This is a genomic window from Tepidamorphus sp. 3E244, from assembly GCF_046159835.1.
Taxonomy (GTDB): domain Bacteria; phylum Pseudomonadota; class Alphaproteobacteria; order Rhizobiales; family Tepidamorphaceae; genus JACKJK01.
On sequence record NZ_JBJXCY010000001.1, the window covers coordinates 663,445 to 686,250 of the forward strand.

The window sequence follows — 22,806 nt, forward strand, 5'->3', positions numbered from 1 at the left end:
GGAGCCATGCAGGAATTCGCTGAAGTTCTCCAGCCGATCATCGCACACTACAACCACTGGATCACGATCATCCTGATGGTATCCGGCCTCTACGTGGTCGTCGCGCGCGGCAACATGATCAAGAAGCTCGTCGGCCTGTCGTTGTTCCAGACGTCGGTCTACCTGCTCTACCTTTCGCCGGGGAAGATCCTGGGAGGCACGCCGCCGATCGTCGCGTCGGACCTCGAGGTCTATTCCAACCCCCTTCCGCACGTCCTCATCCTCACGGCCATCGTCGTCGGCGTCGCCACGCTGTCGTTGGGTCTCGGGCTGGTGGTTCGCATCAACGAGGTCTACGGCTCCATCGAGGAGGACGAGATCTTCTCACAGGGTGACGACGAAGAATGATCGCCGAACACCTTCCCGTCCTTGTCGTTCTGGTTCCGCTTTTCGGCGCGCTCATCACCGCGCTGACGCAGCGCGGTTCGCTGGCCTGGGGCCTGACGATGCTTTCGTCCCTGCTGCTGATGGCAGCCGCCATCGGCCTGCTCGGCCGCGTCATGACAGAGGGCGTCGTGTCCTATCAACTCGGTGGATGGCCGCCGCCGTGGGGCATCGAGTACCGCATCGACGCAGCCAACGCGCTCGTCGTGCTCATCGTCAGCTTCATTTCACTGGTGATTGTGCCCTATGCACGCGTCAGCGTGAACGAGGAGATCGCCTCCGACCAGCATGCCTGGTTCTACACCATGTATTCGCTGTGCGTGGCCGGCTTGAACGGTATCGCGGTCACCGGTGACGCCTTCAACGCCTTCGTTTTCCTCGAGGTGTCCTCGCTCGCCACCTACACCATGATCGCGCTGGGGCGCAGCCGCTCCTCGCTGCTGTCCGCCTATCAGTACCTGATCATGGGCACCATCGGCGCGACCTTCTACATCATCGGCGTCGGCCTGCTGCTGACCATCACCGGCTCGCTGAACTTCGTCGATATCGCCGCCCGCCTTCAGGAGACGCCTTACGACCGCGCGATGCTGACGGGCCTGGCCTTCATCACCACCGGCATCGGCCTCAAGCTGGCGCTGTTCCCGCTGCACGTGTGGCTGCCCAACGCCTATGCCCGCGCGCCGTCGGCTGCCACCGCGATGATCGCGGCGACCTCTACCAAGGTCGCGGTCTATCTGCTGCTGCGCATCTATTTCACCGTCTACGGCGTCGATGTACTGCGCACGGACATCCCGGTCCTCGACCTGCTGCTGATCCTCGCGATCGCGGCGATGTTCTTCGCCTCCTTCGTCGCGGTCTTCGAGATGAACGTGAAGCGCCTGCTGGCCTATTCGTCGGTCGCGCAGGTCGGCTACATGGTTCTCGGCATCGCGCTGGCGACGACGACGGCGCTGACGGGCACGCTCGTTCACCTGGCGAACCACGCCCTGATGAAGGGCGCGGCGTTCCTGGCAATCGGTGCCGTCGTCTACCGGATCGGCTCGTGCAATCTCAACCGGATGCAGGGCATCGGACGCGTCATGCCGGTGACCATGAGCGTCTTCGTGATCGCCGGCCTCAGCCTCATCGGCGTGCCGGGCACGGTCGGCTTCATCTCCAAGTACTATCTTGTCGTCGCGGCCTTCGAGAAGGACTGGTGGTGGCTTGCCTTCCTCATCCTCGCCAGCTCGCTCATCGCGGTCTTCTACATTGGCCGGGTCGTCGAGGTCGCGTGGTTCTCCGCGCCGACCCCGGAAACGGCCAACGTCAAGGAAGCCCCGCTGTCCCTGCTGATTCCCATGGTCGTGCTTGCGGCCTGCTGCGTGTTCTTCGGCGTTGACGCCTCGCTCACCGCGGGTCTTGCCGAAGCCGCCGCCGAAGCTCTGTTCGGAGGCTTGTGATCATGACCGGGCTCTTTGCCGATAGCGGCAACCTGCTTTGGATCGCGCTGGCGATTCCGATCATCGCCGCGTTCTTCATCCCGCTATTCGCGGGCCAGCCCAATGCGCGCGAGACGGTGACGCTGGTCGCCGCGGTTACGCTGTTGCTGGTGGTCGTCACGCTCGCGAGCCGCGTGCTCGGCGGTGCCGAGATCGCTCCGCCCGGACTGGAAGTCCTGCCGGGCATCGAGATCGCGTTCTCCATCGAACCGCTCGGCATGCTGTTCGCGCTGGTCGCCTCGACGCTGTGGATCGTCAACTCGATCTATTCGATCGGCTACATGCGCGGAAACAACGAGCCGCGCCAGACGCCCTTCTACATCTGCTTTGCGGTTGCGATCTTCGCAACGCTCGGCATTGCGTTCTCCGGCAACCTCGTCACGCTGTTCCTGTTCTACGAACTGCTGACCCTATCGACCTATCCGCTGGTCACCCACAAGGGCAACGAAGACGCCAAGAAGGCAGGCCGGGTCTACCTCGTGCTGCTGCTGACGACGTCGATCCTGTTCCTGCTGCCCGCCATCCTGTGGACCGGCGTGCTGGCCGGCACCTACGACTTCGTGCCCGGCGGCATTCTCGCCGGCAATGTCGACCCGGTCCTGATGGGCGTGCTGCTGGCGCTGTTCATCTACGGTATCGGCAAGGCCGCCGTGATGCCGGTGCACTTCTGGCTGCCGGCTGCCATGGTCGCGCCAACGCCTGTCTCGGCACTGCTGCACGCGGTCGCGGTCGTGAAGGCCGGCGTGTTCACCGTGGTCAAGGTGATCGTCTACATCTTCGGGGTGGAGACGCTGCGCGAGGCCGGCACCGGTGACTGGCTCGTCTACCTCGCGGGCTTCACGGTCATCGCCGCCTCGCTGGTGGCGCTGCGCCAGGACAACCTGAAGAAGCGGCTGGCCTTTTCCACCATCAGCCAGCTCTCCTACGTCGTGCTGGCAGCCGCCATCCTGACGCCGATCTCCATGGTCGGCGCGGCGATGCACATCGCGGCCCATGCCGTGTCCAAGATCACGCTCTTCTTCGCGGCCGGCTCGATCTACACGGCAGCCCACCTGACCGAGATCTCGCAGCTCAACGGAATTGGCCGGCGCATGCCGATCACCATGACCGCCTTCACCATCGGCGCGCTGTCGATGATCGGCATTCCGCCGACGGCCGGCTTCCTTGGCAAGTGGTTCATGTTGACCGGCGCGATGGAAAGCGAACAGTGGGTGCCCGTCGGCGTCATCATGCTGTCGACGATCCTCAACGCAACCTACTTCCTGCCCATCGTCTACAAGGCCTTCTTCCGCGCGCCGCCGGAGCCGGATGCCGAGCATCCCGCCCATGGCGAGGCGCCCTGGCCGATCGTGCTGGCCTTGAGCCTCACCGCGTTTGGCACCCTGCTGCTGTTCTTCATGCCGCAGGTTCCGTTCACGCTCGCCGAAATGATGATGGGCCTGCGCTAGGCTTGGGAACACGCAATGGCAAACGAAACCGAAGCGAAACGCACCGACCTTCCGCCCGACCATGACCATTGGCTCGTGCGGCCGGAGAACATCCGCAAGCTGTGGATCGCCTTCATCGTCATCCTGGCGCTGACGGTCCTGGCGGAGTTCGTCTGGCATCCGCACCCTTACTTCACGCTCGACGCGATCTTCGGCTTCGGCGCGTGGTTCGGCTTCCTCGCCTGCGTGGCGCTGGTCGCCTTCGCCAAGGTTCTCGGCGTGCTGCTGAAGCGCAAGGACACCTACTATGACTGATCTGGCATTTCCGCCCGGCATCATCCTGATCCTTGCCGGCCTGCTGATCCCCTTCATCCCGGCAGCCCTGCGCAAGGGGGTCATCCTCGTTGCGCCGATCATCACGCTGGCGCTGGTGTGGATGGTGCCGGACGGCGTATCCATGCGGATCGACTATCTCGGCTACACGCTGGAGCCGCTGGAAGCCGACGCACTGTCGCGCGTCTTCGCCACGGTCTTCTCGCTGATGGCCTTCGGCGGCGGTCTCTTCGCGCTCAACCAGGAGCGCGCGCTGGAGTTGGGCGCGGCGTTCATCTATGCCGGGTCCGCCGTTGGTGTGACGCTGGCGGGCGACCTCATCACCGTCTTCGTCTACTGGGAAATCATGGCCATCGGCTCGACGCTGGTGGTGTGGTCGGGCGGCACGGAAAACGCGCGCCGCGCAGGCCTGCGCTATGCCGCGATCCACTTCCTCGGCGGCGTCATCCTCATGGCCGGCATTGCAGGCTACATCGCCCAGACCGGCAGCGTCGACTTCGTCGCCATGCAGCCCGAAACCATTGCCACCTGGCTGATCCTCGCCGGCTTCCTCATCAATGCGGGTGCGCCGCCGCTGGCCGCCTGGCTGCCGGATGCCTACCCGGAAGCCTCGTGGAGCGGCACGGTCTTCCTGTCGGCCTTCACCACGAAGACGGCGGTCTATGTCCTGATCCGGGGCTTCCCCGGCGCCGAGATCCTGATCCCCATCGGGTTGTTCATGGTCTTCTACGGCATCATCTGGGCGATCCTTGAAAACGACATGCGCCGGATCCTGGCCTATTCCATCGTGAACCAGGTCGGCTTCATGGTGACGGGAATCGGCATCGGCTCGGAAATGGCGCTGAACGGCGCTGCCGCCCACGCCTTCGCTCACATCATATACAAGGCACTTCTGCTGATGTCGGCCGGCTCGGTCCTGTTCATGACCGGCAAGCGCAAGTGTACCGATCTCGGCGGCCTGTTCCGCACCATGCCGCTGACCTGCATCTGCGGCACCATCGGCGCGTTGGCGATTTCCGCCTTTCCGCTGACCTCCGGCTTCATTGCCAAGTCGCTTATCTCGGATGCGGCCGCCAAGGCGCACCTGGAAATCGTCTGGTACCTGCTTGCCGCAGCCTCGGCCGGCGTGTTCCTCCACGCAGGCATCAAGTTTCCGTGGTTCGTGTTTTTCCAGAAGGATTCCGGCATGCGTCCGCCAGATCCGCCCTGGAACATGCGGGTGTCCATGATCCTCTTCTCGGCCGCCTGCCTGTTCCTCGGCGTCTACCCGGACCCGCTCTACGCGATCCTGCCGTATCCGGTCGACTACGTGCCCTATACCGGCGCCCACGTCGTCTACCAGTTGCAGCTGCTGCTGTTCTCAGGCCTTGCCTTCTTCCTGCTGCTTGGCTGGCTGAAGCGCACCGAGACGATAACGCTGGACTTCGACTGGTTCTGGCGCGGCTTTGGCGGCCTGCTCGCCAAGGAATTCAACATCCGAACCGGCGACGCGTGGAACGGCATCGTTCGTGGCGTCAGCCACGGGACGGTGCGGGCAGTCCGCGGCATCTATCGCCATACCGGACCGGACGGCGTACTTGCCAAGACCTGGCCAACAGGCCTGATGGCCTTCTGGACCACAGTCGTGCTGGCCGCAACACTGGTGCTTGCACTGATCTAACCGATCCGGTTTATTGATTGGAATATTGCCAAGTCCGGCGCCGCGCATCCTGTGGCGCCGGATTTGGCCATTTTGAAGCGAATTGTTACTTTGCGATTTAGCTTTTGCGCAAATGTAATCATCCAATAATACATACAACCTGAGCGAGAAGCTTGTATCTGACGCTCGGTCAACATAAAAACTTCATTCATTTTCAAGTCAGTGAATTGTATTCTTTGCGGAAATCAGATAATCCGCCAATCAATAGATGCGGCAACCTGTTATTACTCCATTCGAAGAGTTCCAAGAACGATGCGAGGTTCATCGTTCGTTCCGGCTCTTTAGCTGGGCTAGAACCACGATCAAAGGAAAGTATTTATGGAAGACACCGCCCGTCACGATCAGCTCATTGAACTTACCGTTGATATCGTTGCTGCCTACGTTGGCAACAATCCGCTTCAGATGGGCGAACTCGCCGGTCTGATTTCACAGGTTCATACGGCGCTGAACGGGATCTCTGCTGGTGAAACGGAAGAAGAGGCCGAGCCGCTGAAGCCTGCGGTTTCCGTGCGCAAGTCCGTGACACCGGATTTCATCATCTGCCTGGAAGACGGAAAGAAGTTCAAGTCGCTGAAGCGCCACCTGCGCACGCACTATGACCTGACCCCCGAGCAGTACCGCGAAAAGTGGGGCCTGCCGTCCGACTACCCGATGGTTGCGCCGTCCTATGCCGAGGCCCGCTCCAAGCTCGCCAAGGAAATGGGATTGGGCCAAAAGCGCAAGCGCACGACCCGCAAGTAGTTTCTGCAAGCCGGAATAAATTGAAGACGCCGTTTCCGTTCAGGAGGCGGCGTTTTTCGTTGTGTCGCGCGTGACGTGTCCCGGCCTGGCCTCCAGAGCCGACATCAAAGCCGCCCGCAACCGCAAGTGCCGGCCTGCGTCGTAGCTCCAGTGCCCACGCAACGCCTTGGCGCGCTCAGCCCGCAAGGCCTTTTTCAACCACTTCACAATACGGCGGTCAGTCTCGCGACCAGGCTGGCCAGACCGCAGGCTGCGCGGGTCGATACGACCGGCCAACGTTTGTATGCGCGCATCGACTTGTCTGCGGGCTTCATCGGCGAGGCGCTGGTCGAGGGTGTTCATGGTGCGATCTCCGGTTGTGCAGAACATGTCCGAAGATGATTGCGCGGCTGGCAGTGCCGGGGATTACTTGTCAGCTGCCAGCAACGGCCCTGACAGGGGACAGCGCGTGCCAACCTGTCAGCGCCCATCATGGCAGCTGTCACTTGGCAATGCTGGCAGCTGGTATGACAGCGGGCGTTTCATGCCTGTTCTGACAGGCTGTCCGGTCCGATCCTTGCCAGCTGTCAACTGCCACGCTTGGCAGCGGCTCCTCACAGACCCGAGTTTCTCCCTGACAAGCCCTGACAGCTCAGATTGTGACACCGGGTAGAGTTATCCCCGGCATTGCAACCTATACGATTATGAAAGATAGGAATATAATCCTGTTATCGGAATCAGGGAGTTGTCGATGTATCAGGGGATTTCGAACGAAGAGCCCGCGTTTTCCTGGAATGCAGCACCGCTTGCCGGGGCCGTGCCGCTCCGCCAGTCTTCGGTGCGCCAGGACGCATTGCAGGTTGCATTGCTCGTGGCTGAAGTCACCGGCACGGATGTGTGTTCGCTCTATGCTGCACGCCGCGGACAGGCGCACGTGTCGCTTGCGCGTCAGATGGCCATGTATCTCACCCACGTCGTCCACGGCCACGCGCTGACCAGCGTTGGCGAAGCCTATGGCCGCGACCGCACCACCGTCGCCCATGCCTGCATGATCGTGGAAGAGCGCCGAGACGAGGCGGAGTTCGACCGCACCATTTCGCGTCTCGAAAATCTGGTTGAGAAAGGTGGTGTGCGATGAGCGTCCAGCAGAAAACCGAAGCCGCCCGCCAACTCCTGTCGAGCCTCGCGGACGCAGATGTCGGCCTGCAACGGCGGGCAGAGGGTTGGCGGCTCGTGCCTGTTTCATCGCCCCAAGCCGCCGGGCGAGAACTGGACGCGAGGTTGGTCGCGGATCTTCTTGCGCGCGGCATGCTTGATGCCACCGGTAACACCGCCACGCTCACCTCGCGCGGCCGGCGCTTTGCCGGGGGACCAACCGGTCCGACCGCAACCGTTCGAACGACCAGAGCCAACGCGCATGTCGGCAGGGCAGCAAAGCAGGCGATGCCGGCGAGAGCAAAAGCCCGCCCCGCGCAGGAAAGCCCGCTCGACTGGTTGCGCCGCCGCAAGGGGCCGGACGGTGCGCCGCTGATCGGGGAAGGCGAGTACGAGGCCGGTGAGCGCCTGCGCCTCGACTATGCACGTGCCGGGTTGATGCCGCGTTCGGGCGTCGATTTCGAAGCCGGGCCGCAATCGGGGTCGCGCCGTGGCGCGCGTGGACCCGTCGAGGTTCTCGATGCCGCACTCGATGCGCGAGACCGCGTCAACCGCGCGCTGGACCACGTGGGCAGCGACCTGTCGGGAATGCTGGTGGACGTGTGCTGCCACCTGAAAAGCCTCGGCGAGGTCGAGGCCGAGCGCGGCTGGCCGAAGCGCTCCGCCAAGGTCGTGCTGGATATCGGCCTGTCGCGCCTGTCCCGCCACTACGGATTGCAGTCGCAGGCCGTTGGTCCGCGACGTGCGGGAAAGACGCGCAGCTGGGGCGGGGAGGGCTACCGGCCGGACATCGCCTGATACTTCAGGCGGCCAGCGCTGCCTTCGCTTCCGCCTGCATCCGGTTCACCATCGCGCGCAACCCGTTGGAGCGTTGCTGCGAGAGATGCTCGACGAGTTGCAGCTTCTGCAGCACGTCGAGCGCATCCGTCTCCGCGATTTCGCGGGCGGGCCGTCCGGAATAAAGCGAGATGAGAATGGCGATCAGGCCCTTCACGATCAGGGCGTCACTGTCACCGAGGAACTTGAGGTGCGGCTCGCCGCCGTCCTCGTAGACGCTGGTGTCGAGCCAGACCTGGCTGACGCAGCCGGGCACCTTGTGGGCCTCGTCATGGGCTTCGTCCGGCAGCGTTTCGAGCCCCTTGCCGAGCTCGATCACGTAGCGATACCGGTCTTCCCAGTCGTCCAGAAATTCGAAGTCTTCAATGATCGAGTCGATCGACATGCGCGCCGCGTCCTGACTTGAGGTTCAGCGGCGTGTGATAACGCAGATCGAGGGTGCGGGGAAAGGGTGCGCGCGAAAAGGCGGCGCGGTGAAGACAGGGCGGCTGTCTGCCGCCCGCCTCAGTTGCCGTTGATCGTGCCGGTATAGGTGGCAACCGCGCTCGGCGCCGGGCCGCCATTGGCGGGCGCGGGATACTCGTAGGTCACCAGCGGTTCCTGCGTCTGGTGCGGCTGCACCTGCACGCGGGTCGTCGCCACGGTGCGGTGATCGCTGACCGAGCCTTCGCCGTCACCGGTGAACTCGCCGATATAGCTGTAGACGAGCTTGGCGCCGTACTGCGCCTTGGAGCCGAAGTTCTTCAGCGCGCTTTCGCCCGTCTCGCAGGCGGACGGGTTGCGTTCGCAGAAGCCGCCGACGTCTGAGACGAAGGCCCGGGCCACACCGAAGGCCTCGCCTGTCGAAACCTGGACAGACGTATTGCGTCCGTCATCGGCCGGCAGAAGCAGCACGACCAGCGACAGCCAGAATGCGCAACGAAGCAAGAAGAACATTGGAAAGCGCCCTTTCCCGTTTGAACTGATCCGAGCGTCCCCCGCCCGGTTTGACGATGAAAACGACCATACACAGCCGGTTTTTCAGCTGCGTTCAGCAGATAGGTACAATTTGATTGAAATCGCGGCGATTGTGCGGTCGCGGGTGCAACCTGCGGAGAAGAACCGCGGAATCGCGGGCTCTCCCGTCCGCATTAACGAAACGATCACCGTGATTTTCAAAAGGCGCGCCGGAACGGCCCTGATCCCGCCTTCACGCCGCCTTGGCCAGGCCCGCTTAGCCCTCCATTAAGTCGGCGCGTGAAACTTAGAGGGACAGTAGACGTGTTTGGGGCGGCACCGCGTATTGGTGTCGATGAGAGTGTGACGAGTATCGAAGTACAGACGGCGGGCAGCGCGCGATCCGGAATGGACGGATTGATGCATGTGCCGATCCATGCCGACCCGCAGCAGGCCATGGACCATCGCGCCTTTGTCGCGAGCCACCTCTCGGTCGGCCTCGTCGCGCTGGCAACGCTGCCGCTCTATCTCGCCTTCGCACACGAAGTCACCGGCCCCGGCGTCATCGCGGCCTTCATGCTGACCCTCCCGCTGGCGACAGCGCTCTATGCCATGCACATGGGCGTGGTCGAGCGCGCGCATCTCATTTCCGTTTCCTCCAGCGCCGTCCTGCTCGGCGCGCTGACGGCTGCCACCGGCGGCTTCGTGTCCGACGTGCTGCCGTCGCTGGCGCTCGTCCTCGGGCTGGGCTTCGCCATGGGCGACATGCGCACCCAGAAGGTCGCCGCCGGCCTCACCGTCGGCATCGTCATAGCCTTCACCGCCATTCACATGGGCGGGCTGATGGTGGGTTTCCCGATCGACGCGGCTCTGCCGCTTCCCGCCTGGCTGACGGGGGCGCTAATTGCATCGCCCGCCATGCTGCATGGCGCGGTCTGGATCCACGCCACGCGGCTCATCTCGCGTGACAGCGCGCGCCGGGCGCGCGCCCATCTCGACCGGCAGTCCTCGATGATGGACAACGCCGCCGACCTCATCACCCTGCACAACCGCGCCGGCAACCTCGTTCAGGCCTCGCAGGCCGCGACGCGCCTGCTGGGCGTCGACCCGTCGATGCTGGAGGATGCCGGCCTCTTCAACCGCATTCACGTTGCCGACCGTCCTGCCTTCCTGCGGCTTCTCGACCTGGCGCAGACAGGCCGCGAGACGGACCCTGCCGATATCCGCATCCGCATCGGCGATTCGGTTGACGGCGCACCGGTCCACGGCTGGTTCGAGATGCGTTGCCGCGCCGTGCCGGGTACCGAGGACATCATCGTGGTGCTGCGCGACAGCGGCCAGCGCAAGGCGCACGACGAGGCCGTTGACGCGGCCATCGAGACGGCCGAACGCGCCAATGCCATGAAGACGCGGTTCCTCGCCAGCGTCAGCCACGAGCTGCGCACCCCGCTCAATGCGATCATCGGTTTCTCGGAGGTGCTGGAGCAGGGCATCTTCGGCGAGTTCTCCAATTCCAAGCACAAGGAATACGCGGGTCTCATCCACCAGAGCGGCCGCCACCTGCTGGACGTCGTGAACGACATTCTCGACATGTCGAAGATCGAGGCCGGCAAGTTCGAGATCGTGCCGGAGCCTTTCGACGCCGAGCAGGTGCTCGTCAACTGCGCTGCCATCCTCGGCAACCGCGCGGACGAGAACGGCGTCACCGTGCGCCTCGCCATCGAGCCGCACCTGCCGGAACTGACGGCGGACCAGCGTGCGCTCAAGCAGATCGGCCTCAACCTGCTGTCCAACGCGATCAAGTTCACCCGCGAGAACACAGCCGAGGGCCGCAGCGAAGTCGTGATCGGCGCACGCCGCAAGGGTGACTGCCTGCACATCACCTTCAAGGACAATGGCATCGGCATCTCCACCGAGGATCTTGCTCACGTGGGCGAGCCGTTCTACCAGGCGCATTCGTCCTATGACCGCTCCTACGAGGGCACCGGTCTCGGCCTTTCGGTCGTGCGCGGCCTCGTGGACCTCCACGGCGGGCGCATGACCATCGACAGCACGCTGGGCAAGGGCACGACCGTGACCATCGTCTTGCCGCTGGCAGGCCCGTCCGACACAAAGGCTGTGGCCGAGAGTGTCATCGAGACGCTGCCGTCGCGGCCGCGCAATGCAGATGGCCCGCGGGCGACCGTTGCCGCCGATCTCGCCCTCGTCGAACCGCTCACCCGCAAGGCAGGCTGATGACGTCAATGACTGGAATGGAAACCGACACGATGACACTTCGCGCGCGCGACGAATGGGACGAGATGGACGATGAACCGCGCGGTCCGCGCGGCTTCCTGCCCGCGGTTCCGCTGCGCCGGCATGCCCGCCGTATCGCCATGTTCGGCGCCGTCGCCGTTTGGGGCGTGGTTGGCTACAACGCGCTGGTACTTCAGCCCGGCCCGCATCCCGCGCCGTTCTTCTCTGTCAACCGCACGCTGTCTTCGGGCCAGCAGGCACCCGAACAGGCCCAGCGCCTGCAGCCTGCCGACCCGGCTGGGCCGGTCGTGCGCCGCCAAGCTGCGCCCACTGCGCCGCAGGCCGAGCCGATCACTTTCGACCAGCCGATGATCCTGCGCATCCAGCATGCGCTCCTGCAGCGAGGCTATGACGTGGGCGAGCCGGACGGCCTCATGGGTCCGCGCACGCGAGCAGCCATTTCCGCGTTCGAAAGTGGTGTTGGCCTGACGCCGACAGGCGAACCGAGCGCAGCACTTGTCGAGCGTCTGGACGTGGATCGCGCCGCGCCGGCACCTGAGCCGGTCCAGACACGCTCGCAGGCCGCGCCGCAGCCTGCCGCGCAGCCGGCCCCGCAAGCCACCTCGCAGGGTGGCAGCGAAATGGAACGAGCGCTGTCCATGGCCGAGCGTGAGCCCGATACCGGCACCCGTGTTGTCCGCACGCAGGCCGTCCGCATCGATGACCTGATCGCCGGCGCACCTCCCGGCGGCAGCGACCCCTCGCTCGTCCCGGTTCCTGCCGCGCCTGTCGGTGACCCCGTCATCGCCCAGGTCCAGAACGTGCTGGCCTCCATCGGCTATGCGCCCGGCAAGATCGACGGCTTTGCTGGTGCCGATACCCAGAATGCCATCGCGCGCTTCCGCGCCGACCGTGGCCTTCCCGCTGGAACATCGGTGACCCAGGACCTGCTGAACGAGCTGACCCGCGTCAGCGGCGTGGCGATCCAGTACTGAGGCGAGACCTGTGCGCCTGCGCAGTGACCTCTGGGTCGCGGCCTATATCCGCAAGGTGAACGGGGACGGCGCGTTTGCGGTGCTTCAGCGCCGCGGCGCGGCGGAAGCCGGTGCCATCTGGATCGCGGTGGAAGACGGCGCGCGCCGGCATCATCTCTTTACACCGGCTCCGCAGACACTGACCGGCGACACGCTGGACCGCGTGTTCGAGCGCCGTTCGCCTGAGGAAGGGCTCGACGGCCTGCAACTCGCGGAAGCGATTGCCCGCGAGACAAGATTCGACTCGGACCTCTGGGTCGTGGCGGTGGACGACGGCGAGGGCCGTCATTTTCTTGAAAACGTGGTGGAAGCCTGAGCCTTACGAGGCGAGGCTCGCACCGGCCATCTCCGAGCGGCGGAACTGCGCGCCCCGGCGCGCGGCAACCGGCGACACACGCTGTGCCTGCGTGACTTCTGCCTCGCGGCGGGTGGCGTGGATCTGCTCGTCGCACGGCTTGTCGCACAGCGCCTGGAACAGCCGGCCCGAAGCGCCAGACTTGAGAAACTCGATATCATTCAGCAGCAGTGCACTGCGCGCCGCGGTGTGGGGCGCAAGCGCTGCAAGCAGGGATGTTGCTTGCTCGCGCGACACCTGCATGGCACCCAGCAGCATGGCCAGCGGCTCGCCGCTCTCGTCGGCAAGGATGCGGGCCGAGTTGGCACGCGAGATTGACGCGACCCGCGCCAGCCCCGCGATCAGGTCTTCCGCGCGGCCGGTTTCGGCGAGCTGGACCAACGCATCGCAGATGCGAGCGGCGAGCCCGCCGAAGCGCTCGTCCAGCGTCGCGATGCGCGCGGAGGGCTTGCGGGAGACGACGGTCATGACGGCTTCACGCGCGCTGCGGTCACCTGCCCAGAACAGCTTGGCGAGCGTGCGGTCGGGCAGCGTGGTCGCAACCATCGGTGCAGGCTTGCGAACGGTTTCGAGTTGCTCGGCGACCGCCACCGTTTCGGCAATGACCGCCGTCCCGGTGTCGTCGGCCCGCCGCCGGGCCAGCCACTGTGCCTGATCTGCCATGATTTTGGCTCCGTGGTTTGCATGAAGCGCTTCGTCGATACGCGGATGGCCCCGCGACAGCAGGGCATCGACGACGATGTCGCCAAGCGCTTCGCGGTCGCAGATCGCCAGCGAATGCTCGACGGAGTTGTTGCGGATGATTCGGATGAGATCGCCCTCCGACAGGATGTCGGATGTGCGCAGTATCGGGGCGGCGGCCTCGATGGCATCTTCGGCCAGGGCCTGCGCCAACCGGTGTGGAATGTCGGGATGGTCGGCCAGCAGCCGCGCGACGCCGGCACGCGTGGACAGGTCGACATAGGGCAGCATGGCCCCGGCAATGGCCGGATAATGGATGAGTTCCGGGCGGCGCGCCTGCGAATTGCCGCGCACGAAATCCTCGGTCAACCCGAGCAGCGTGTCCGCGCGCGCGTTACCGGTCTGTCCCAGCTTGTTCTGTGCGGTCCCTGACATGTGTCCCCCCGGCATCACTGCCGGCACGAATGGCGCTCCCAACCCGGAACCGAGGCTAGACCGAGCATCGTTAGCAAAGTGTTAACCCTACCGATTTCCTAATAAGCCAGCGCGAACCGCCATGGGGCGGGGGCGACCATACATGCGGAGGAGCGGGCTGAACGCCCGGGTACACCCATGGGTAATGTCATCGAGTTATCGCAGTTCGAGGTGCCTGCGGACAAACCGAAGCGGGAAAATCCCGCAGCATCAACGGCTGAAGTCATCATATTCCCCGGCGTGCGTATCGATTACGCAGCGGTTTCGATGGACGACGATCCACCAGGACCGGACCGCTCGCCGAGGCGCGCAAGGCGGCGCGACGCCTGAGACGGCAAGGGGCCGAAGAGCCCGGAACGGAGGCTGCCGTGAAAGCGGCTATCGCTATCAGCGTGGCGCTCGCCACGACCCTGACCTGGCCGGCCGAAGCAGGCCGGCTGGGCGACTTCGGCCGTCCGGAGCCGTCCGTCGTCACCGGTGCGATCCTGCCATGGATCGGCAACAAGCTGGCTGCCCGGCGCGGCGAGCCTGTCTCGCGCTTCCAGTTGACCGACTGGGAAATGGAATTGCGCGCACGCGCCTACAGCATGTTCATGCCCATGCACCGGCTGCATTTCTTCGCCCGCCACCGTGCCGAACTGGTTCGCACTCGCGTCTGGCCAGACGAGAAATACCGTATCCACGTCGCCAGCTATTACACCGCGCTGCGTGCGCAAGGCTTCATCTCGACGCCCGCCCGCTACAATGCGCTGGAGCAGGCGATCCGCGCCGACCTCGCCCTCATCGAACCGTTCATCGTCACCGCCGAGCGCGTCTACGCAGACGACCGCCGCCGCATGGACGCGCTGCGCGCCTCCGCCGCCGCGCATGAACTCGGCGTCGATGCCGAGGCGCGAATCTACGAAAACCGCCGCGTGACGGATTGGGCCGTGATCGCCATGCAGTGGCGCGTGGAAGCCTATATCTTCGCACTCGACACGACGCGCATCGAGATGCCGTCCGTTCGCGCAGTCGACGTGGAGATGGCCTTGCGGCGTCTGTCGGCTGCCGTCGACATCATGGCCGCCAGTATAGACCGCATGGAAGCTGACCTGCTGATCGAGGGACATCTTCCCCCCGATGTTCCGCCGGGGCCGATCGACCTGCAGGGACCCGTCTACAAGCGCTGACGCGTCCGCTTGTCCAAGCCTATTGCGCCGGGACCGGCTTGGTTTCGGCACCCGCGGGCAACGTCCCGCACGTCGTCTGCTTCAGGGCTTCGATGACGCCGACGCGCATGCTCGGCGTCTGTGCCAGCGCGCGGATGATGATGTAGCCGCGCGTGAACGGCAGAGACACCTGCACGACGTCGGACGGAGCCGCTTCCGGGTCCACGGTGAGTTCGCGGGTCTGGCCGGGGTCGCGCAGCTCGATGGAAAGTCTTCCCTCGATCGCGGCGGAATGCGTCAGCCCGTAGAAATAGGCCCCGTTCTCCCGGTGGATCGAGAACGCCCAATAGGGGCTCTGCAGATCAGCCGTGATGCGGTGCGGACCCTGTTCCAGGTTGATCCGGCAGATGCCGATGGGAAGGTAGGGATCGAGGAACGGCGGACGCCGCTCGCTCTCTTCCACGTCTTCCAGCAGCGCGACGCGCCCCTCCGGCGCGACATCGTAGAGAAGGCTCAGCGCGCTGGCCGGTGCAAGGCGCGGAATCCACAGGATGACCGTAATGTGGATGGCCGCACCCAGCAGGAGGATCGCGAGCAGCAAGGTCAGCAGGCGGCTCATGCACAGCCCTCGCGCACGATGCGGGGCAGTTCGGCGCCTTCGAACTTGCTGCCGAGCGCGACGGGCGTGTCGTAAAAGCGCAGGAACAGCCGCATCGGCCCGTCGCCCGTCATGGGGATCCAGTTGCCGGCCTGCGGCTGCGAGGAGAGGCGGATCTCGAAGGAGCCGTCGCGCTTGTAGATTGCCTCGGAACTGGAGAAGCCGGGACGTTCGGACGGGTTCTCGACTGCCAGCCGGCTGCGCGCGTCATAGGCCGTCAGCGTCCACCACTGGGCCGGCGGTGCCTTGCCGAAGACCCGGTAGGTGCATTCGCGCAGCAGCGGGTTGTCTTCATCGTCCGCGGCTGCCGAAAAGGTGATGGACTGACCGCCAACCAGCGGCAATTCGCCGGAGCGCGCGAAGGTTGCCCGCGTATAGGGGTCGGCATCGGGCATGCCCGCATGGGTCCATGCCACCCAGTTACCGCGTTTGATGGCCTCGAACCCTAGTCCCCGATCGACCGCATGGAACGCCGACCAGATGCCGAGCGCCAGCGCCAGCGCCGTCACGAATACCAGTTGAAGCAGGAACAACATCTACAGCCGTGCGAATCGTCGTCGTGCCTGCAGGCGCAGGCAGCCCCTCGTTACGGGGAATGAACGTTGCCGCGTGCGTGGTGTCAATGGCGGCTCAGCGGGTGGCCGAGGCGTTGTCGTCCTCGATAACCGAAACCTGGTCGGTCCGGGGACGCCCGACATTGAACCGGCGCGAGCGCGAAAGCTCGCCCGCGATCTCTTCCAGCACCTGCGCCGCGCCCTTCGAAAGCGTCGGGGCGCGAAGCGTCTGGCCGTCGTTCTCGCCTTCTTCCGCCGTGGGCAGGTTGCTGTCTGGTGCATAGCCGACACCCGGGATCGGCTTGATCTTCTGGCCCTCGTGGGCGGCGACCATGACCTGTTGCCAAGTCATGGCGGGGATGGAGCCGCCGGTGACGCGCCCGGTCGAGGTGAAGTCGTCGTTGCCGTACCACACCGCTGCGGCGTAGTTGCCGGTGAAACCGATGAACCACGCATCGCGGTAGGCCTGCGTGGTGCCGGTCTTGCCGCCCGCCAGGATGCCGGGAAGGATCGCGCGGCGGGCCGTGCCGTTGTTGACGACGTTGACGAGCATCTCGTTCATTTGCTCGGCCTTTTCGCGCGGAATGACCTGTTCGCGCGCCGGTGCGTCACGTTCGTGGTCGTAGATCAGGTCGCCGTGGCTGTTGCGCATTTCCTGGATCGCGAACACGCGGGTACGCTTGCCGCCGCTGGCCGTGGTCAGATAGCCCGAAAGCTGGTCGAGAACCGTGACTTCGGCCGGGCCCAGCGCCAGCGAGCGCGACACTCGGATCGGCGTTTCCACGCCCATCTTATTCGCAAGCTCGGCAATGTGGTCGCGCCCGATCTTCTGCGACAGGCGCACGGGGATCGTGTTGATCGACTTGGTCAGCGCGGTGATCATCGGCATGCGGCCACGGAACCCGCCGGAATAGTTGCGCGGACACCAGTTGCCGATGCAGATCGGCGCGTCGGTCACCAGCGAGTTCGGTTTGTAGCCATCCATCAGCGCGGCCATGTAGACGTAGAGCTTGAAGGACGAGCCCGGCTGGCGCAGCGCCCGCGTTGCGCGGTTGAACTGGCTGCTGCCGTAGTCGCGCCCGCCGACGATGGCGTGCACCGCGCCGTTGATGTCCGACAGCGCCATCGCCGCCTGCTTCACCCGGCGCGCCTTGGCGTATTGCCGCAACATGCTTTCGACCGCCGTGTCGGCAGCCTTCTGCAGATCGGCATCGAAGGTCGTCTTCACCGTCAGCACGAAGTCGTGGTTGTTGCCGAGGCGCTGCACCTCTTCGAAGGCGTAATCGAGGAAGTAGTCCGGCGCCTTCTTCTCGGTGCGGTCGATGGCCTCCGCCGGGCGGCGGCGCGCCAGCAGCACCTGGCCCTCGGTCATGAACCCGGCCTGCACCATGTTGGTGAGCACTTCCTGCGCACGCGAGCGCGCTGCGGGCAGGTCGATATGCGGGGCGTAGCGCGTCGGCGCCTTGAACAGGCCAGCCATCATCGCCGCTTCCGCCAGCGTCACGTCGCGCACCGACTTGTTGAAATAGAACTGCGCGGCCGCTTCCACGCCGAACGCGCCGCCGCCCATGTAGGCGCGGTCGAGATACAGCTTGAGGATTTCGGCCTTGGTGAGGTTGGCTTCCAGCCAGAAGGCGAGGAAGGCTTCCTTGATCTTGCGCTCCAGCGTGCGCTCGTTGGACAGGAACACGTTCTTGGCGAGCTGCTGGGTCAGCGTCGAGCCGCCTTCCACCACGCCGCCGGCGCGCATGTTGGAGATGATGGCGCGCGCGGTACCGAGGAAGTCGACACCAAAATGCAGGTAGAAGCGCCGGTCTTCCGTCGCCAGCACGGCCTTCACAAGGTGGTCCGGGATATCCGAAAGCGGCACGCCGTCATCGTGGCGGATGCCGCGCTGGCCGATTTCCGCGCCGTAGCGATCAAGGAAGGTGACGGAATATTGCTGGTAGTCGCGCCATTCCTTCGTCGTCGCCTTGAAGGCGGGAACCGCGAAGGCCAGCATGACGATGACACCGACCACGCCCAGCGTCGCGCCGTCGCCCACGAGTTCGAAGAACCCGCGCTTGAAGCCGCGATAGTTCATCCGCTCCAGGCGGGCGGAATAATTGGTGTAGGCGTTCTTGAATCCGGAATACAGCCGGTAGACCGCGCTGTTGACGAACGCGTCGATCTCCAGCAGACGCGTACCGAACTTGCCGCGCCGGGATGGTTCGAAAGGATCGCGCAACGTGCTGCTTGTCCCGTCTGTGTTATGGCCGCTTGACGAACGGCCATGCTGTTGCTTCGGGTTATCGGCCTTGCCCCGCTTGATTGCAAGCCGGGACCAGCCGTCCGGTTAACCTGCAAACGGTCTCGCGCGCGAAGGCGGCGGAATAACGGCGCTACGGCGCATCTTGGTTCAGGAGACGGGGGCAAATGCCCTTCTGGCGCGACAAGCAACTGGCCGACATGACCCAGCCCGAGTGGGAATCGCTGTGCGATGGGTGCGGGCTGTGCTGCCTGGTGAAGCTCGAGGACGAGGACACAGGCAAGGTCTACACCACCGATGTCGCCTGCGTGCTGATGGACGGCTCGACATGCCGCTGCAAGGACTACGAGCACCGCTTCCAGCGCGTGTCGGACTGCCTGAAGATCGACCTGGAGGCCGTCGAGAACCTCCAGTGGCTTCCCGCCACATGCGCCTACCGGCTGGTGGGCGAGGGGCGCGACCTCTACTGGTGGCATCATCTCGTGTCAGGCAGCACCGAGACCGTGCACGAGGCCGGCGTCTCCATCCGCCACAAGACCATCAGCGAAGACGAAATCGACGAGGACGACCTGCCCGATCGCATCACGGAGTGGGGCGAGCGCGGCTAGGCGTTGGATACTGTCGCTCAGGCACAAGCGTTTGAATAAGCGACGTCGAGCTGCTCGATCTTTCTGTCGCCGCTGACGACCCAGTTCACGCTCCAGAGCGCACCGCAAAGCCCATGAAGGTAGCCGGCCTGCATCCCCGTGGTGTCAGACCAGTACGGCTTGAAGCCCTGCGCCTGAAGCAGGTCGTGGAGGATGCTGACATCCGATCCGATGGGAACACGCTTCCGCAAGATTGCCGTCGCTTCCCGGCCGTATCGCTCTTCCCCCATTGGTCCGTCGATACCGGCGAAAATCTCGGGCGGAGGCCGAAACGAACCTGACACGTACAAGGCAACTGCAATCGCGGCGACGGCGGCACCCAGCGAGAACGCAGCAATGTGTGTCGTCATGCGGCGGAGCTTCAAGCCTCAGCGCGCCTTCACCGCGTCCAGCAGTTTGCGCATTTCGAGGACTTCGGAATCGGCCAAGTCTCCGTCTGCCACGATGAGGTGCGACATGGCCTTGGTCAGCCGCGCGATTTCCTCCGCATTGCCGGAAACATGCGCCACGTCGCGGGCAAGCTGCTCGGCGGTGGGGTTCAGCGCGTTGATCCAGCGCGACAGGTGATCGCGCGATACGCCTTGGATCACGGGTGCGCGGGCTGCGGCGTCCGCGATGAAGTCGAGGATCACGTCGCGCTCGGCATCGGCGAATTCGCCGTCCGCGTTGGCGCAGTGCACCAGCATCCGCACGCTGGCGCGGGTGCGCTCGATCAACTGCCCGAGCGGCGTTTCGCTTGTCCCTGCGCCGAAGGCGGCCAGCAGGCCAGCCGGGTCGCCCAGCGTCTCGCCCGTGCGGTAGTCGGTGATCGCCTCGATGCCCTCCAGCGGAAAGGCGAGGATCGCCTCGCGCAGGTGGCAATGGGCGAGGATGACGGTTCCGTCCGGTGAGTCCATCGCCCGCTCGCAGGTGATGGTGCGGCGGCTCTGTTCGCCCGCATGGTCGCGGTAGCTGATCCCGAACGTCATGCCCGACAGCGCGTCATGGTCGTCGCTGCTCGCCGACTTCTTCGCAGCGGCAGGCGCGGGCGCGACCGGCGTCAGCGTCTCTGAACCGCTTGCCTGCGGCTCGAAACCGGGCGGCGGCCGGAAATCGATGATCGGCCAGGCATCGAGCAGGTCGTTGAGTTCTTTCATGCGAACCGATCCCCCGTGGTTAAAGCGACTGTAGCGCTGAGGAGCAGTTGGGTAGAGAAAAATTTGTTGCGTTCAATCCAATTTGGCTGCGTCCGCCCTTTACCACCAATGATAGAAGGCCTGACGGAAATACAGCCGAGCAATGTGGTGCATTCGGTGGTTGGAAATCGGAACGGCAGATTTCCGAGTCCAGAACTGAAATCGAATCCAGTCGATCTTGCAATATCCATCAGCTAGGCATATTTAAGTTTAACAGAGAAACATTCAGTGGTTATTGCTTATGCCAAATAATGAATATCCAGAAAAAACAAACGAACAGCTCGTAGAGATTCTGAAGAAGGTGCGGATTGATAGTGCTGCTTATGTAGCTGTGATGGCGGAATTTCAGAGGAGGTCCGCCGTTGAGTCTATGAATACAGCTAAATCCGTTAAAAATACGGCTTGTTTTACAGGTCTGATTGCAGCTTTAGCATTTATCGCAATATTAGTAGATGTAATATTAAGATATTTATGAATATGAAAAATGGAGATATGCGTTGCCTAAGTTTTTATCCCTGAAGCCTGCGACCGGATTGAAGCGGAATCGGTTTTGGGGGAGCATTGCGAAATTTCTGGGTCGGCCAATTAGCGTAAGCGCATCTACAAAATAAGCTATATTCACAATGGCGAACGCATGACTGCCAAAGTGGGAAAAGAGCCGGATCTATATTACCAAGAAATCGGTACAGTTTTTGTGATACTAGATGGCAATCCGTTAATGATTTGTCTGCCCCATCGAGGTGTAGTCGATGGTGAGCCAACACACGTGGCTGACAATTCATTAATTGCTAAAGAATACTTTGAAGATGAGACGACACACTAAGGCCGCTGCTGTCGCGCGCCGTCTGCGCGTCCACCCTTAACGCGTAGTTTTGAAATTGGGTGTGCTAGGAAAAAATTCCTTGACAGCGTGACGCTGCTCGTGTAGGGTTCTTGCATGCTCACAAATTGCGTCTCGCGGCGGGGCTGACCGGATAAGTCGGCCGCAAGGCGGTTGCGGCTTCCCCGGCGGTTTCGCGCGGCGAACCTGCGGCGGGTCGCTTGCGTTCGCGGCCAACGGCGGCACACAGCGTCCCGCGCCGGCGCACACATTCTCTCGCGGGCAACACCCCGGAGTTTCATGACAACCGACAGTCTATCCGACGACGCTGCGGCGGGGAGTTCTCCGCCCGGCGGCGACAGCCTCGCTGCGCTCTGGCGGGCGCTGACGCACCAGGCCGCCCGGTTCGAGGCGCGCATGTCCGCCAAGCCCGGCGAGGACGACGCGCCCCCCGATGCGGCGACCGCCGAGAAGGACGCGCGCACCTTGAGCGTCCTGGTGCGGGCCTATGAATCCCTGCGCGACCTGACGGCTGAACAGGCAGGCGGCGAGGGCGGCAATTCCAAGGAGGCCGATGGCGGAGGACCCGATATCGAAGCACTTCGCCGCGAACTTGCTGAGCGACTTGGCCGACTATGCGCGAACCGGGCAGGTGGGGCCGACGCTGGCCCTGCTGAGTGCTCACGCCCTTGAAGACATCCTGCGCGACTGGGCCTTCTGGGGCCGGGCCGAGCAGAAACCCCCACCCGGCGACTGGACGAGTTGGCTGATCCTCGGCGGGCGCGGCGCGGGGAAGACGCGTTCCGGCGCGGAATTCGTGCGCGCCGCAGCCCTTGGCCTAAGCGAGGGGGCGCAGATGCCGGTCAGCCCCATTGCGCTGGTCGGCGAAACCTATGACGAGGCCCGCGCGGTGATGGTGGAAGGGTCCTCCGGCCTGCTCGCGATCCACAAGGCAAGCGAGCGCCCGGACTGGAAACCGGCGCGCCGCATGCTGGAATGGCCCAACGGCGCGCGCGCCTACGTGCATTCCGCCGAGAGCCACGAGGCCCTGCGCGGGCCGCAATTTGCCGCCGCCTGGCTGGACGAGGTCGCCAAGTGGCGGCTCGGCGAGGCGGCCTTCGACCAGTTGCAGTTCGGCCTGCGCGTCGGGCTTCGGCCCCGGCAGGTCATCACCACGACGCCGCGCCCGGTGCCGCTGCTGCGCGCGCTGCTGAAGCGCGAGGGCGCCGGCGTCGTGGTGACCCGGATGGCGACGACCGCCAATGCCAGCAACCTGGCGGACGGCTTCCTGCGCGATGTCGTGGGGCGCTATTCCGGCACCCGGCTGGGGCGGCAGGAACTCGACGGCGAGATGATCGACGACCGGCCCGACACCTTGTTTCCGCGAGGGCTGGTCGATGCCTCCCGCGTGGCGACGGCACCGGATGACTTGCGCCGCATCGTCGTGGCAGTGGACCCGCCCGCGTCATCGTCTGCCGGCGCGGACGCCTGCGGCATCGTGGCTGCCGGCGCGGATGGCTACGGCAATGCTTACGTGCTGGCGGATGCGAGCGTGCAGGGTGCAAGCCCCGCCGCATGGGCGCGCCGTGCAATCGGGCTTTACAGGCGGTTGAACGCCGACCGCATCGTCGCCGAGGTGAACCAGGGCGGCGAGATGGTCGAGGCCGTGCTGCGGCAGGTGGACCCGGACGTGCCAATGGCGCGCTAGGTTTCCGCCTGAAAGCAGCGAAAGCTCGGCAATTCAGGTCGCTGCTGGCAAATCTCGTGCG

At 64.3% G+C, this 22,806-nt stretch carries 26 protein-coding genes; 17 read left to right on the top strand and 9 right to left on the bottom strand.

All coding sequences use genetic code 11. The features are described from left to right. Positions 1-6: 6 nt before the first annotated feature. From ACKTEK_RS03090 to ACKTEK_RS03115, 6 genes are all read left to right on the top strand, one after another. Positions 7-387 carry a cation:proton antiporter subunit C gene (locus ACKTEK_RS03090; RefSeq protein ID WP_409163771.1) on the top strand — a complete coding sequence of 127 codons (381 nt, stop codon included), beginning with the start codon at positions 7-9 and terminating at the stop codon, positions 385-387. Continuing rightward, positions 384-1,862: a monovalent cation/H+ antiporter subunit D family protein gene (locus ACKTEK_RS03095; RefSeq protein WP_409163772.1), complete on the top strand. Its 1,479-nt coding sequence runs from the start codon at positions 384-386 to the stop codon at positions 1,860-1,862. The genes ACKTEK_RS03090 and ACKTEK_RS03095 overlap by 4 nt, the downstream gene beginning before the upstream one ends. 2 nt (positions 1,863-1,864) lie before the next feature. Continuing rightward, positions 1,865-3,349 (top strand): monovalent cation/H+ antiporter subunit D family protein, encoded by a 1,485-nt coding sequence (locus ACKTEK_RS03100; RefSeq protein ID WP_409163773.1) that lies wholly within the window; start codon positions 1,865-1,867, stop codon positions 3,347-3,349. Positions 3,350-3,364: 15 nt separating this feature from the next. Next, a complete protein-coding gene (locus ACKTEK_RS03105) occupies positions 3,365-3,643 on the top strand; it encodes a hypothetical protein (protein ID WP_409163774.1) in 279 nt (92 codons plus the stop codon). Beyond that, positions 3,636-5,321, top strand: a complete 1,686-nt coding sequence (locus ACKTEK_RS03110) for a Na(+)/H(+) antiporter subunit D (protein WP_409163775.1) — start codon at positions 3,636-3,638, stop codon at positions 5,319-5,321. Before ACKTEK_RS03105 ends, ACKTEK_RS03110 begins: the two co-directional genes overlap by 8 nt. A 357-nt stretch (positions 5,322-5,678) precedes the next feature. Next, on the top strand, positions 5,679-6,101 hold the full coding sequence (locus tag ACKTEK_RS03115) for a MucR family transcriptional regulator (protein WP_409163776.1): 423 nt from the start codon (positions 5,679-5,681) through the stop codon (positions 6,099-6,101). A 39-nt stretch (positions 6,102-6,140) separates the two neighbouring features. On the opposite strand, the gene ACKTEK_RS03120 is transcribed toward ACKTEK_RS03115, so the two are convergent. Then, positions 6,141-6,443, bottom strand: a complete 303-nt coding sequence (locus ACKTEK_RS03120; RefSeq protein ID WP_409163777.1) for a hypothetical protein — start codon at positions 6,441-6,443, stop codon at positions 6,141-6,143. A gap of 388 nt (positions 6,444-6,831) precedes the next feature. Between ACKTEK_RS03120 and ACKTEK_RS03125 the strand changes: the two genes are divergently transcribed. Both ACKTEK_RS03125 and ACKTEK_RS03130 read left to right on the top strand, forming a co-directional pair. Next, a complete protein-coding gene (locus ACKTEK_RS03125) occupies positions 6,832-7,218 on the top strand; it encodes a helix-turn-helix domain-containing protein (protein ID WP_409163778.1) in 387 nt (128 codons plus the stop codon). Positions 7,219-7,523: 305 nt separating this feature from the next. Further along, positions 7,524-8,033, top strand: coding sequence for a DUF6456 domain-containing protein (locus ACKTEK_RS03130; protein ID WP_409163779.1), 510 nt, complete (start codon positions 7,524-7,526; stop codon positions 8,031-8,033). Between the two features lie 4 nt (positions 8,034-8,037). Here ACKTEK_RS03130 and ACKTEK_RS03135 read toward each other — a convergent pair whose 3' ends face one another. After that, complete coding sequence (locus tag ACKTEK_RS03135; protein ID WP_409163780.1) at positions 8,038-8,457, bottom strand: SufE family protein; 420 nt, start codon at positions 8,455-8,457, stop codon at positions 8,038-8,040. A gap of 119 nt (positions 8,458-8,576) precedes the next feature. Further along, a complete protein-coding gene (locus ACKTEK_RS03140) occupies positions 8,577-9,008 on the bottom strand; it encodes a DUF5330 domain-containing protein (RefSeq protein ID WP_409163781.1) in 432 nt (143 codons plus the stop codon). Between the two features lie 363 nt (positions 9,009-9,371). On the opposite strand from ACKTEK_RS03140, the gene ACKTEK_RS03145 reads away from it, so the two are divergent. The 3 genes from ACKTEK_RS03145 to ACKTEK_RS03155 are packed head-to-tail and all read left to right on the top strand — an operon-like array spanning position 9,372 to position 12,593. Continuing rightward, positions 9,372-11,243, top strand: coding sequence for an ATP-binding protein (locus ACKTEK_RS03145; protein ID WP_409163782.1), 1,872 nt, complete (start codon positions 9,372-9,374; stop codon positions 11,241-11,243). Further along, the gene (locus tag ACKTEK_RS03150) at positions 11,243-12,238 is read left to right on the top strand and encodes a peptidoglycan-binding domain-containing protein (RefSeq protein WP_409163783.1); all 996 of its coding nucleotides are present in this window, start codon (positions 11,243-11,245) and stop codon (positions 12,236-12,238) included. Before ACKTEK_RS03145 ends, ACKTEK_RS03150 begins: the two co-directional genes overlap by 1 nt. 10 nt (positions 12,239-12,248) lie before the next feature. Beyond that, positions 12,249-12,593: a DUF1491 family protein gene (locus ACKTEK_RS03155; RefSeq protein ID WP_409163784.1), complete on the top strand. Its 345-nt coding sequence runs from the start codon at positions 12,249-12,251 to the stop codon at positions 12,591-12,593. Between the two features lie 3 nt (positions 12,594-12,596). Here the strand turns inward: ACKTEK_RS03155 and ACKTEK_RS03160 are convergent, their stop codons facing one another. After that, positions 12,597-13,748 carry a DUF2336 domain-containing protein gene (locus ACKTEK_RS03160; RefSeq protein ID WP_409163785.1) on the bottom strand — a complete coding sequence of 384 codons (1,152 nt, stop codon included), beginning with the start codon at positions 13,746-13,748 and terminating at the stop codon, positions 12,597-12,599. A gap of 177 nt (positions 13,749-13,925) precedes the next feature. Here ACKTEK_RS03160 and ACKTEK_RS03165 point away from each other — a divergent pair, with 177 nt between their 5' ends. Both ACKTEK_RS03165 and ACKTEK_RS03170 read left to right on the top strand, forming a co-directional pair. After that, positions 13,926-14,117: a hypothetical protein gene (locus ACKTEK_RS03165; RefSeq protein ID WP_409163786.1), complete on the top strand. Its 192-nt coding sequence runs from the start codon at positions 13,926-13,928 to the stop codon at positions 14,115-14,117. Positions 14,118-14,155: 38 nt separating this feature from the next. Next, complete coding sequence (locus ACKTEK_RS03170; RefSeq protein ID WP_409163787.1) at positions 14,156-14,956, top strand: hypothetical protein; 801 nt, start codon at positions 14,156-14,158, stop codon at positions 14,954-14,956. 19 nt (positions 14,957-14,975) lie between these two features. On the opposite strand, the gene ACKTEK_RS03175 is transcribed toward ACKTEK_RS03170, so the two are convergent. The 3 genes from ACKTEK_RS03175 to ACKTEK_RS03185 form a co-directional block, all read right to left on the bottom strand. After that, the gene (locus ACKTEK_RS03175; RefSeq protein ID WP_409163788.1) at positions 14,976-15,554 is read right to left on the bottom strand and encodes a hypothetical protein; all 579 of its coding nucleotides are present in this window, start codon (positions 15,552-15,554) and stop codon (positions 14,976-14,978) included. Then, positions 15,551-16,129 carry a DUF1214 domain-containing protein gene (locus ACKTEK_RS03180; RefSeq protein WP_409163789.1) on the bottom strand — a complete coding sequence of 193 codons (579 nt, stop codon included), beginning with the start codon at positions 16,127-16,129 and terminating at the stop codon, positions 15,551-15,553. The genes ACKTEK_RS03175 and ACKTEK_RS03180 overlap by 4 nt, the downstream gene beginning before the upstream one ends. Positions 16,130-16,223: 94 nt before the next feature. Beyond that, complete coding sequence (locus ACKTEK_RS03185) at positions 16,224-18,374, bottom strand: transglycosylase domain-containing protein (protein WP_409163790.1); 2,151 nt, start codon at positions 18,372-18,374, stop codon at positions 16,224-16,226. Between the two features lie 188 nt (positions 18,375-18,562). Between ACKTEK_RS03185 and ACKTEK_RS03190 the strand changes: the two genes are divergently transcribed. Beyond that, on the top strand, positions 18,563-19,003 hold the full coding sequence (locus tag ACKTEK_RS03190; protein ID WP_409163791.1) for a YcgN family cysteine cluster protein: 441 nt from the start codon (positions 18,563-18,565) through the stop codon (positions 19,001-19,003). A gap of 17 nt (positions 19,004-19,020) precedes the next feature. Here ACKTEK_RS03190 and ACKTEK_RS03195 read toward each other — a convergent pair whose 3' ends face one another. Continuing rightward, positions 19,021-19,392, bottom strand: a complete 372-nt coding sequence (locus ACKTEK_RS03195) for a hypothetical protein (RefSeq protein WP_409163792.1) — start codon at positions 19,390-19,392, stop codon at positions 19,021-19,023. An 18-nt stretch (positions 19,393-19,410) separates the two neighbouring features. Continuing rightward, positions 19,411-20,178: a hypothetical protein gene (locus ACKTEK_RS03200; protein ID WP_409163793.1), complete on the bottom strand. Its 768-nt coding sequence runs from the start codon at positions 20,176-20,178 to the stop codon at positions 19,411-19,413. Between the two features lie 280 nt (positions 20,179-20,458). Here ACKTEK_RS03200 and ACKTEK_RS03205 point away from each other — a divergent pair, with 280 nt between their 5' ends. The 3 genes from ACKTEK_RS03205 (at position 20,459) to ACKTEK_RS03215 (ending at position 22,745) form a co-directional block, all read left to right on the top strand. Then, a complete protein-coding gene (locus tag ACKTEK_RS03205) occupies positions 20,459-20,692 on the top strand; it encodes a hypothetical protein (protein ID WP_409163794.1) in 234 nt (77 codons plus the stop codon). Between the two features lie 645 nt (positions 20,693-21,337). Then, positions 21,338-21,730, top strand: coding sequence for a hypothetical protein (locus tag ACKTEK_RS03210; protein ID WP_409163795.1), 393 nt, complete (start codon positions 21,338-21,340; stop codon positions 21,728-21,730). Next, on the top strand, positions 21,663-22,745 hold the full coding sequence (locus tag ACKTEK_RS03215; protein ID WP_409163796.1) for a DNA-packaging protein: 1,083 nt from the start codon (positions 21,663-21,665) through the stop codon (positions 22,743-22,745). Before ACKTEK_RS03210 ends, ACKTEK_RS03215 begins: the two co-directional genes overlap by 68 nt. Positions 22,746-22,806: the final 61 nt, after the last annotated feature.

Excerpts from the sequence above, each read along its gene's own strand:
- ACKTEK_RS03090 (WP_409163771.1), top strand. The coding sequence starts at position 7 with ATGCAGGAATTCGCTGAAGTTCTCCAGCCGATCATCGCACACTACAAC.
- ACKTEK_RS03095 (WP_409163772.1), top strand. The coding sequence starts at position 384 with ATGATCGCCGAACACCTTCCCGTCCTTGTCGTTCTGGTTCCGCTTTTC.
- ACKTEK_RS03100 (WP_409163773.1), top strand. The coding sequence starts at position 1,865 with ATGACCGGGCTCTTTGCCGATAGCGGCAACCTGCTTTGGATCGCGCTG.
- ACKTEK_RS03105 (WP_409163774.1), top strand. The coding sequence starts at position 3,365 with ATGGCAAACGAAACCGAAGCGAAACGCACCGACCTTCCGCCCGACCAT.
- ACKTEK_RS03110 (WP_409163775.1), top strand. The coding sequence starts at position 3,636 with ATGACTGATCTGGCATTTCCGCCCGGCATCATCCTGATCCTTGCCGGC.
- ACKTEK_RS03115 (WP_409163776.1), top strand. The coding sequence starts at position 5,679 with ATGGAAGACACCGCCCGTCACGATCAGCTCATTGAACTTACCGTTGAT.
- ACKTEK_RS03120 (WP_409163777.1), bottom strand. The coding sequence starts at position 6,443 with ATGAACACCCTCGACCAGCGCCTCGCCGATGAAGCCCGCAGACAAGTC.
- ACKTEK_RS03125 (WP_409163778.1), top strand. The coding sequence starts at position 6,832 with ATGTATCAGGGGATTTCGAACGAAGAGCCCGCGTTTTCCTGGAATGCA.
- ACKTEK_RS03130 (WP_409163779.1), top strand. The coding sequence starts at position 7,524 with ATGCCGGCGAGAGCAAAAGCCCGCCCCGCGCAGGAAAGCCCGCTCGAC.
- ACKTEK_RS03135 (WP_409163780.1), bottom strand. The coding sequence starts at position 8,457 with ATGTCGATCGACTCGATCATTGAAGACTTCGAATTTCTGGACGACTGG.
- ACKTEK_RS03140 (WP_409163781.1), bottom strand. The coding sequence starts at position 9,008 with ATGTTCTTCTTGCTTCGTTGCGCATTCTGGCTGTCGCTGGTCGTGCTG.
- ACKTEK_RS03150 (WP_409163783.1), top strand. The coding sequence starts at position 11,243 with ATGACGTCAATGACTGGAATGGAAACCGACACGATGACACTTCGCGCG.
- ACKTEK_RS03160 (WP_409163785.1), bottom strand. The coding sequence starts at position 13,748 with ATGTCAGGGACCGCACAGAACAAGCTGGGACAGACCGGTAACGCGCGC.
- ACKTEK_RS03165 (WP_409163786.1), top strand. The coding sequence starts at position 13,926 with ATGGGTAATGTCATCGAGTTATCGCAGTTCGAGGTGCCTGCGGACAAA.
- ACKTEK_RS03175 (WP_409163788.1), bottom strand. The coding sequence starts at position 15,554 with ATGAGCCGCCTGCTGACCTTGCTGCTCGCGATCCTCCTGCTGGGTGCG.
- ACKTEK_RS03180 (WP_409163789.1), bottom strand. The coding sequence starts at position 16,129 with ATGTTGTTCCTGCTTCAACTGGTATTCGTGACGGCGCTGGCGCTGGCG.
- ACKTEK_RS03190 (WP_409163791.1), top strand. The coding sequence starts at position 18,563 with ATGCCCTTCTGGCGCGACAAGCAACTGGCCGACATGACCCAGCCCGAG.
- ACKTEK_RS03195 (WP_409163792.1), bottom strand. The coding sequence starts at position 19,392 with ATGACGACACACATTGCTGCGTTCTCGCTGGGTGCCGCCGTCGCCGCG.
- ACKTEK_RS03200 (WP_409163793.1), bottom strand. The coding sequence starts at position 20,178 with ATGAAAGAACTCAACGACCTGCTCGATGCCTGGCCGATCATCGATTTC.
- ACKTEK_RS03205 (WP_409163794.1), top strand. The coding sequence starts at position 20,459 with ATGCCAAATAATGAATATCCAGAAAAAACAAACGAACAGCTCGTAGAG.
- ACKTEK_RS03210 (WP_409163795.1), top strand. The coding sequence starts at position 21,338 with ATGACAACCGACAGTCTATCCGACGACGCTGCGGCGGGGAGTTCTCCG.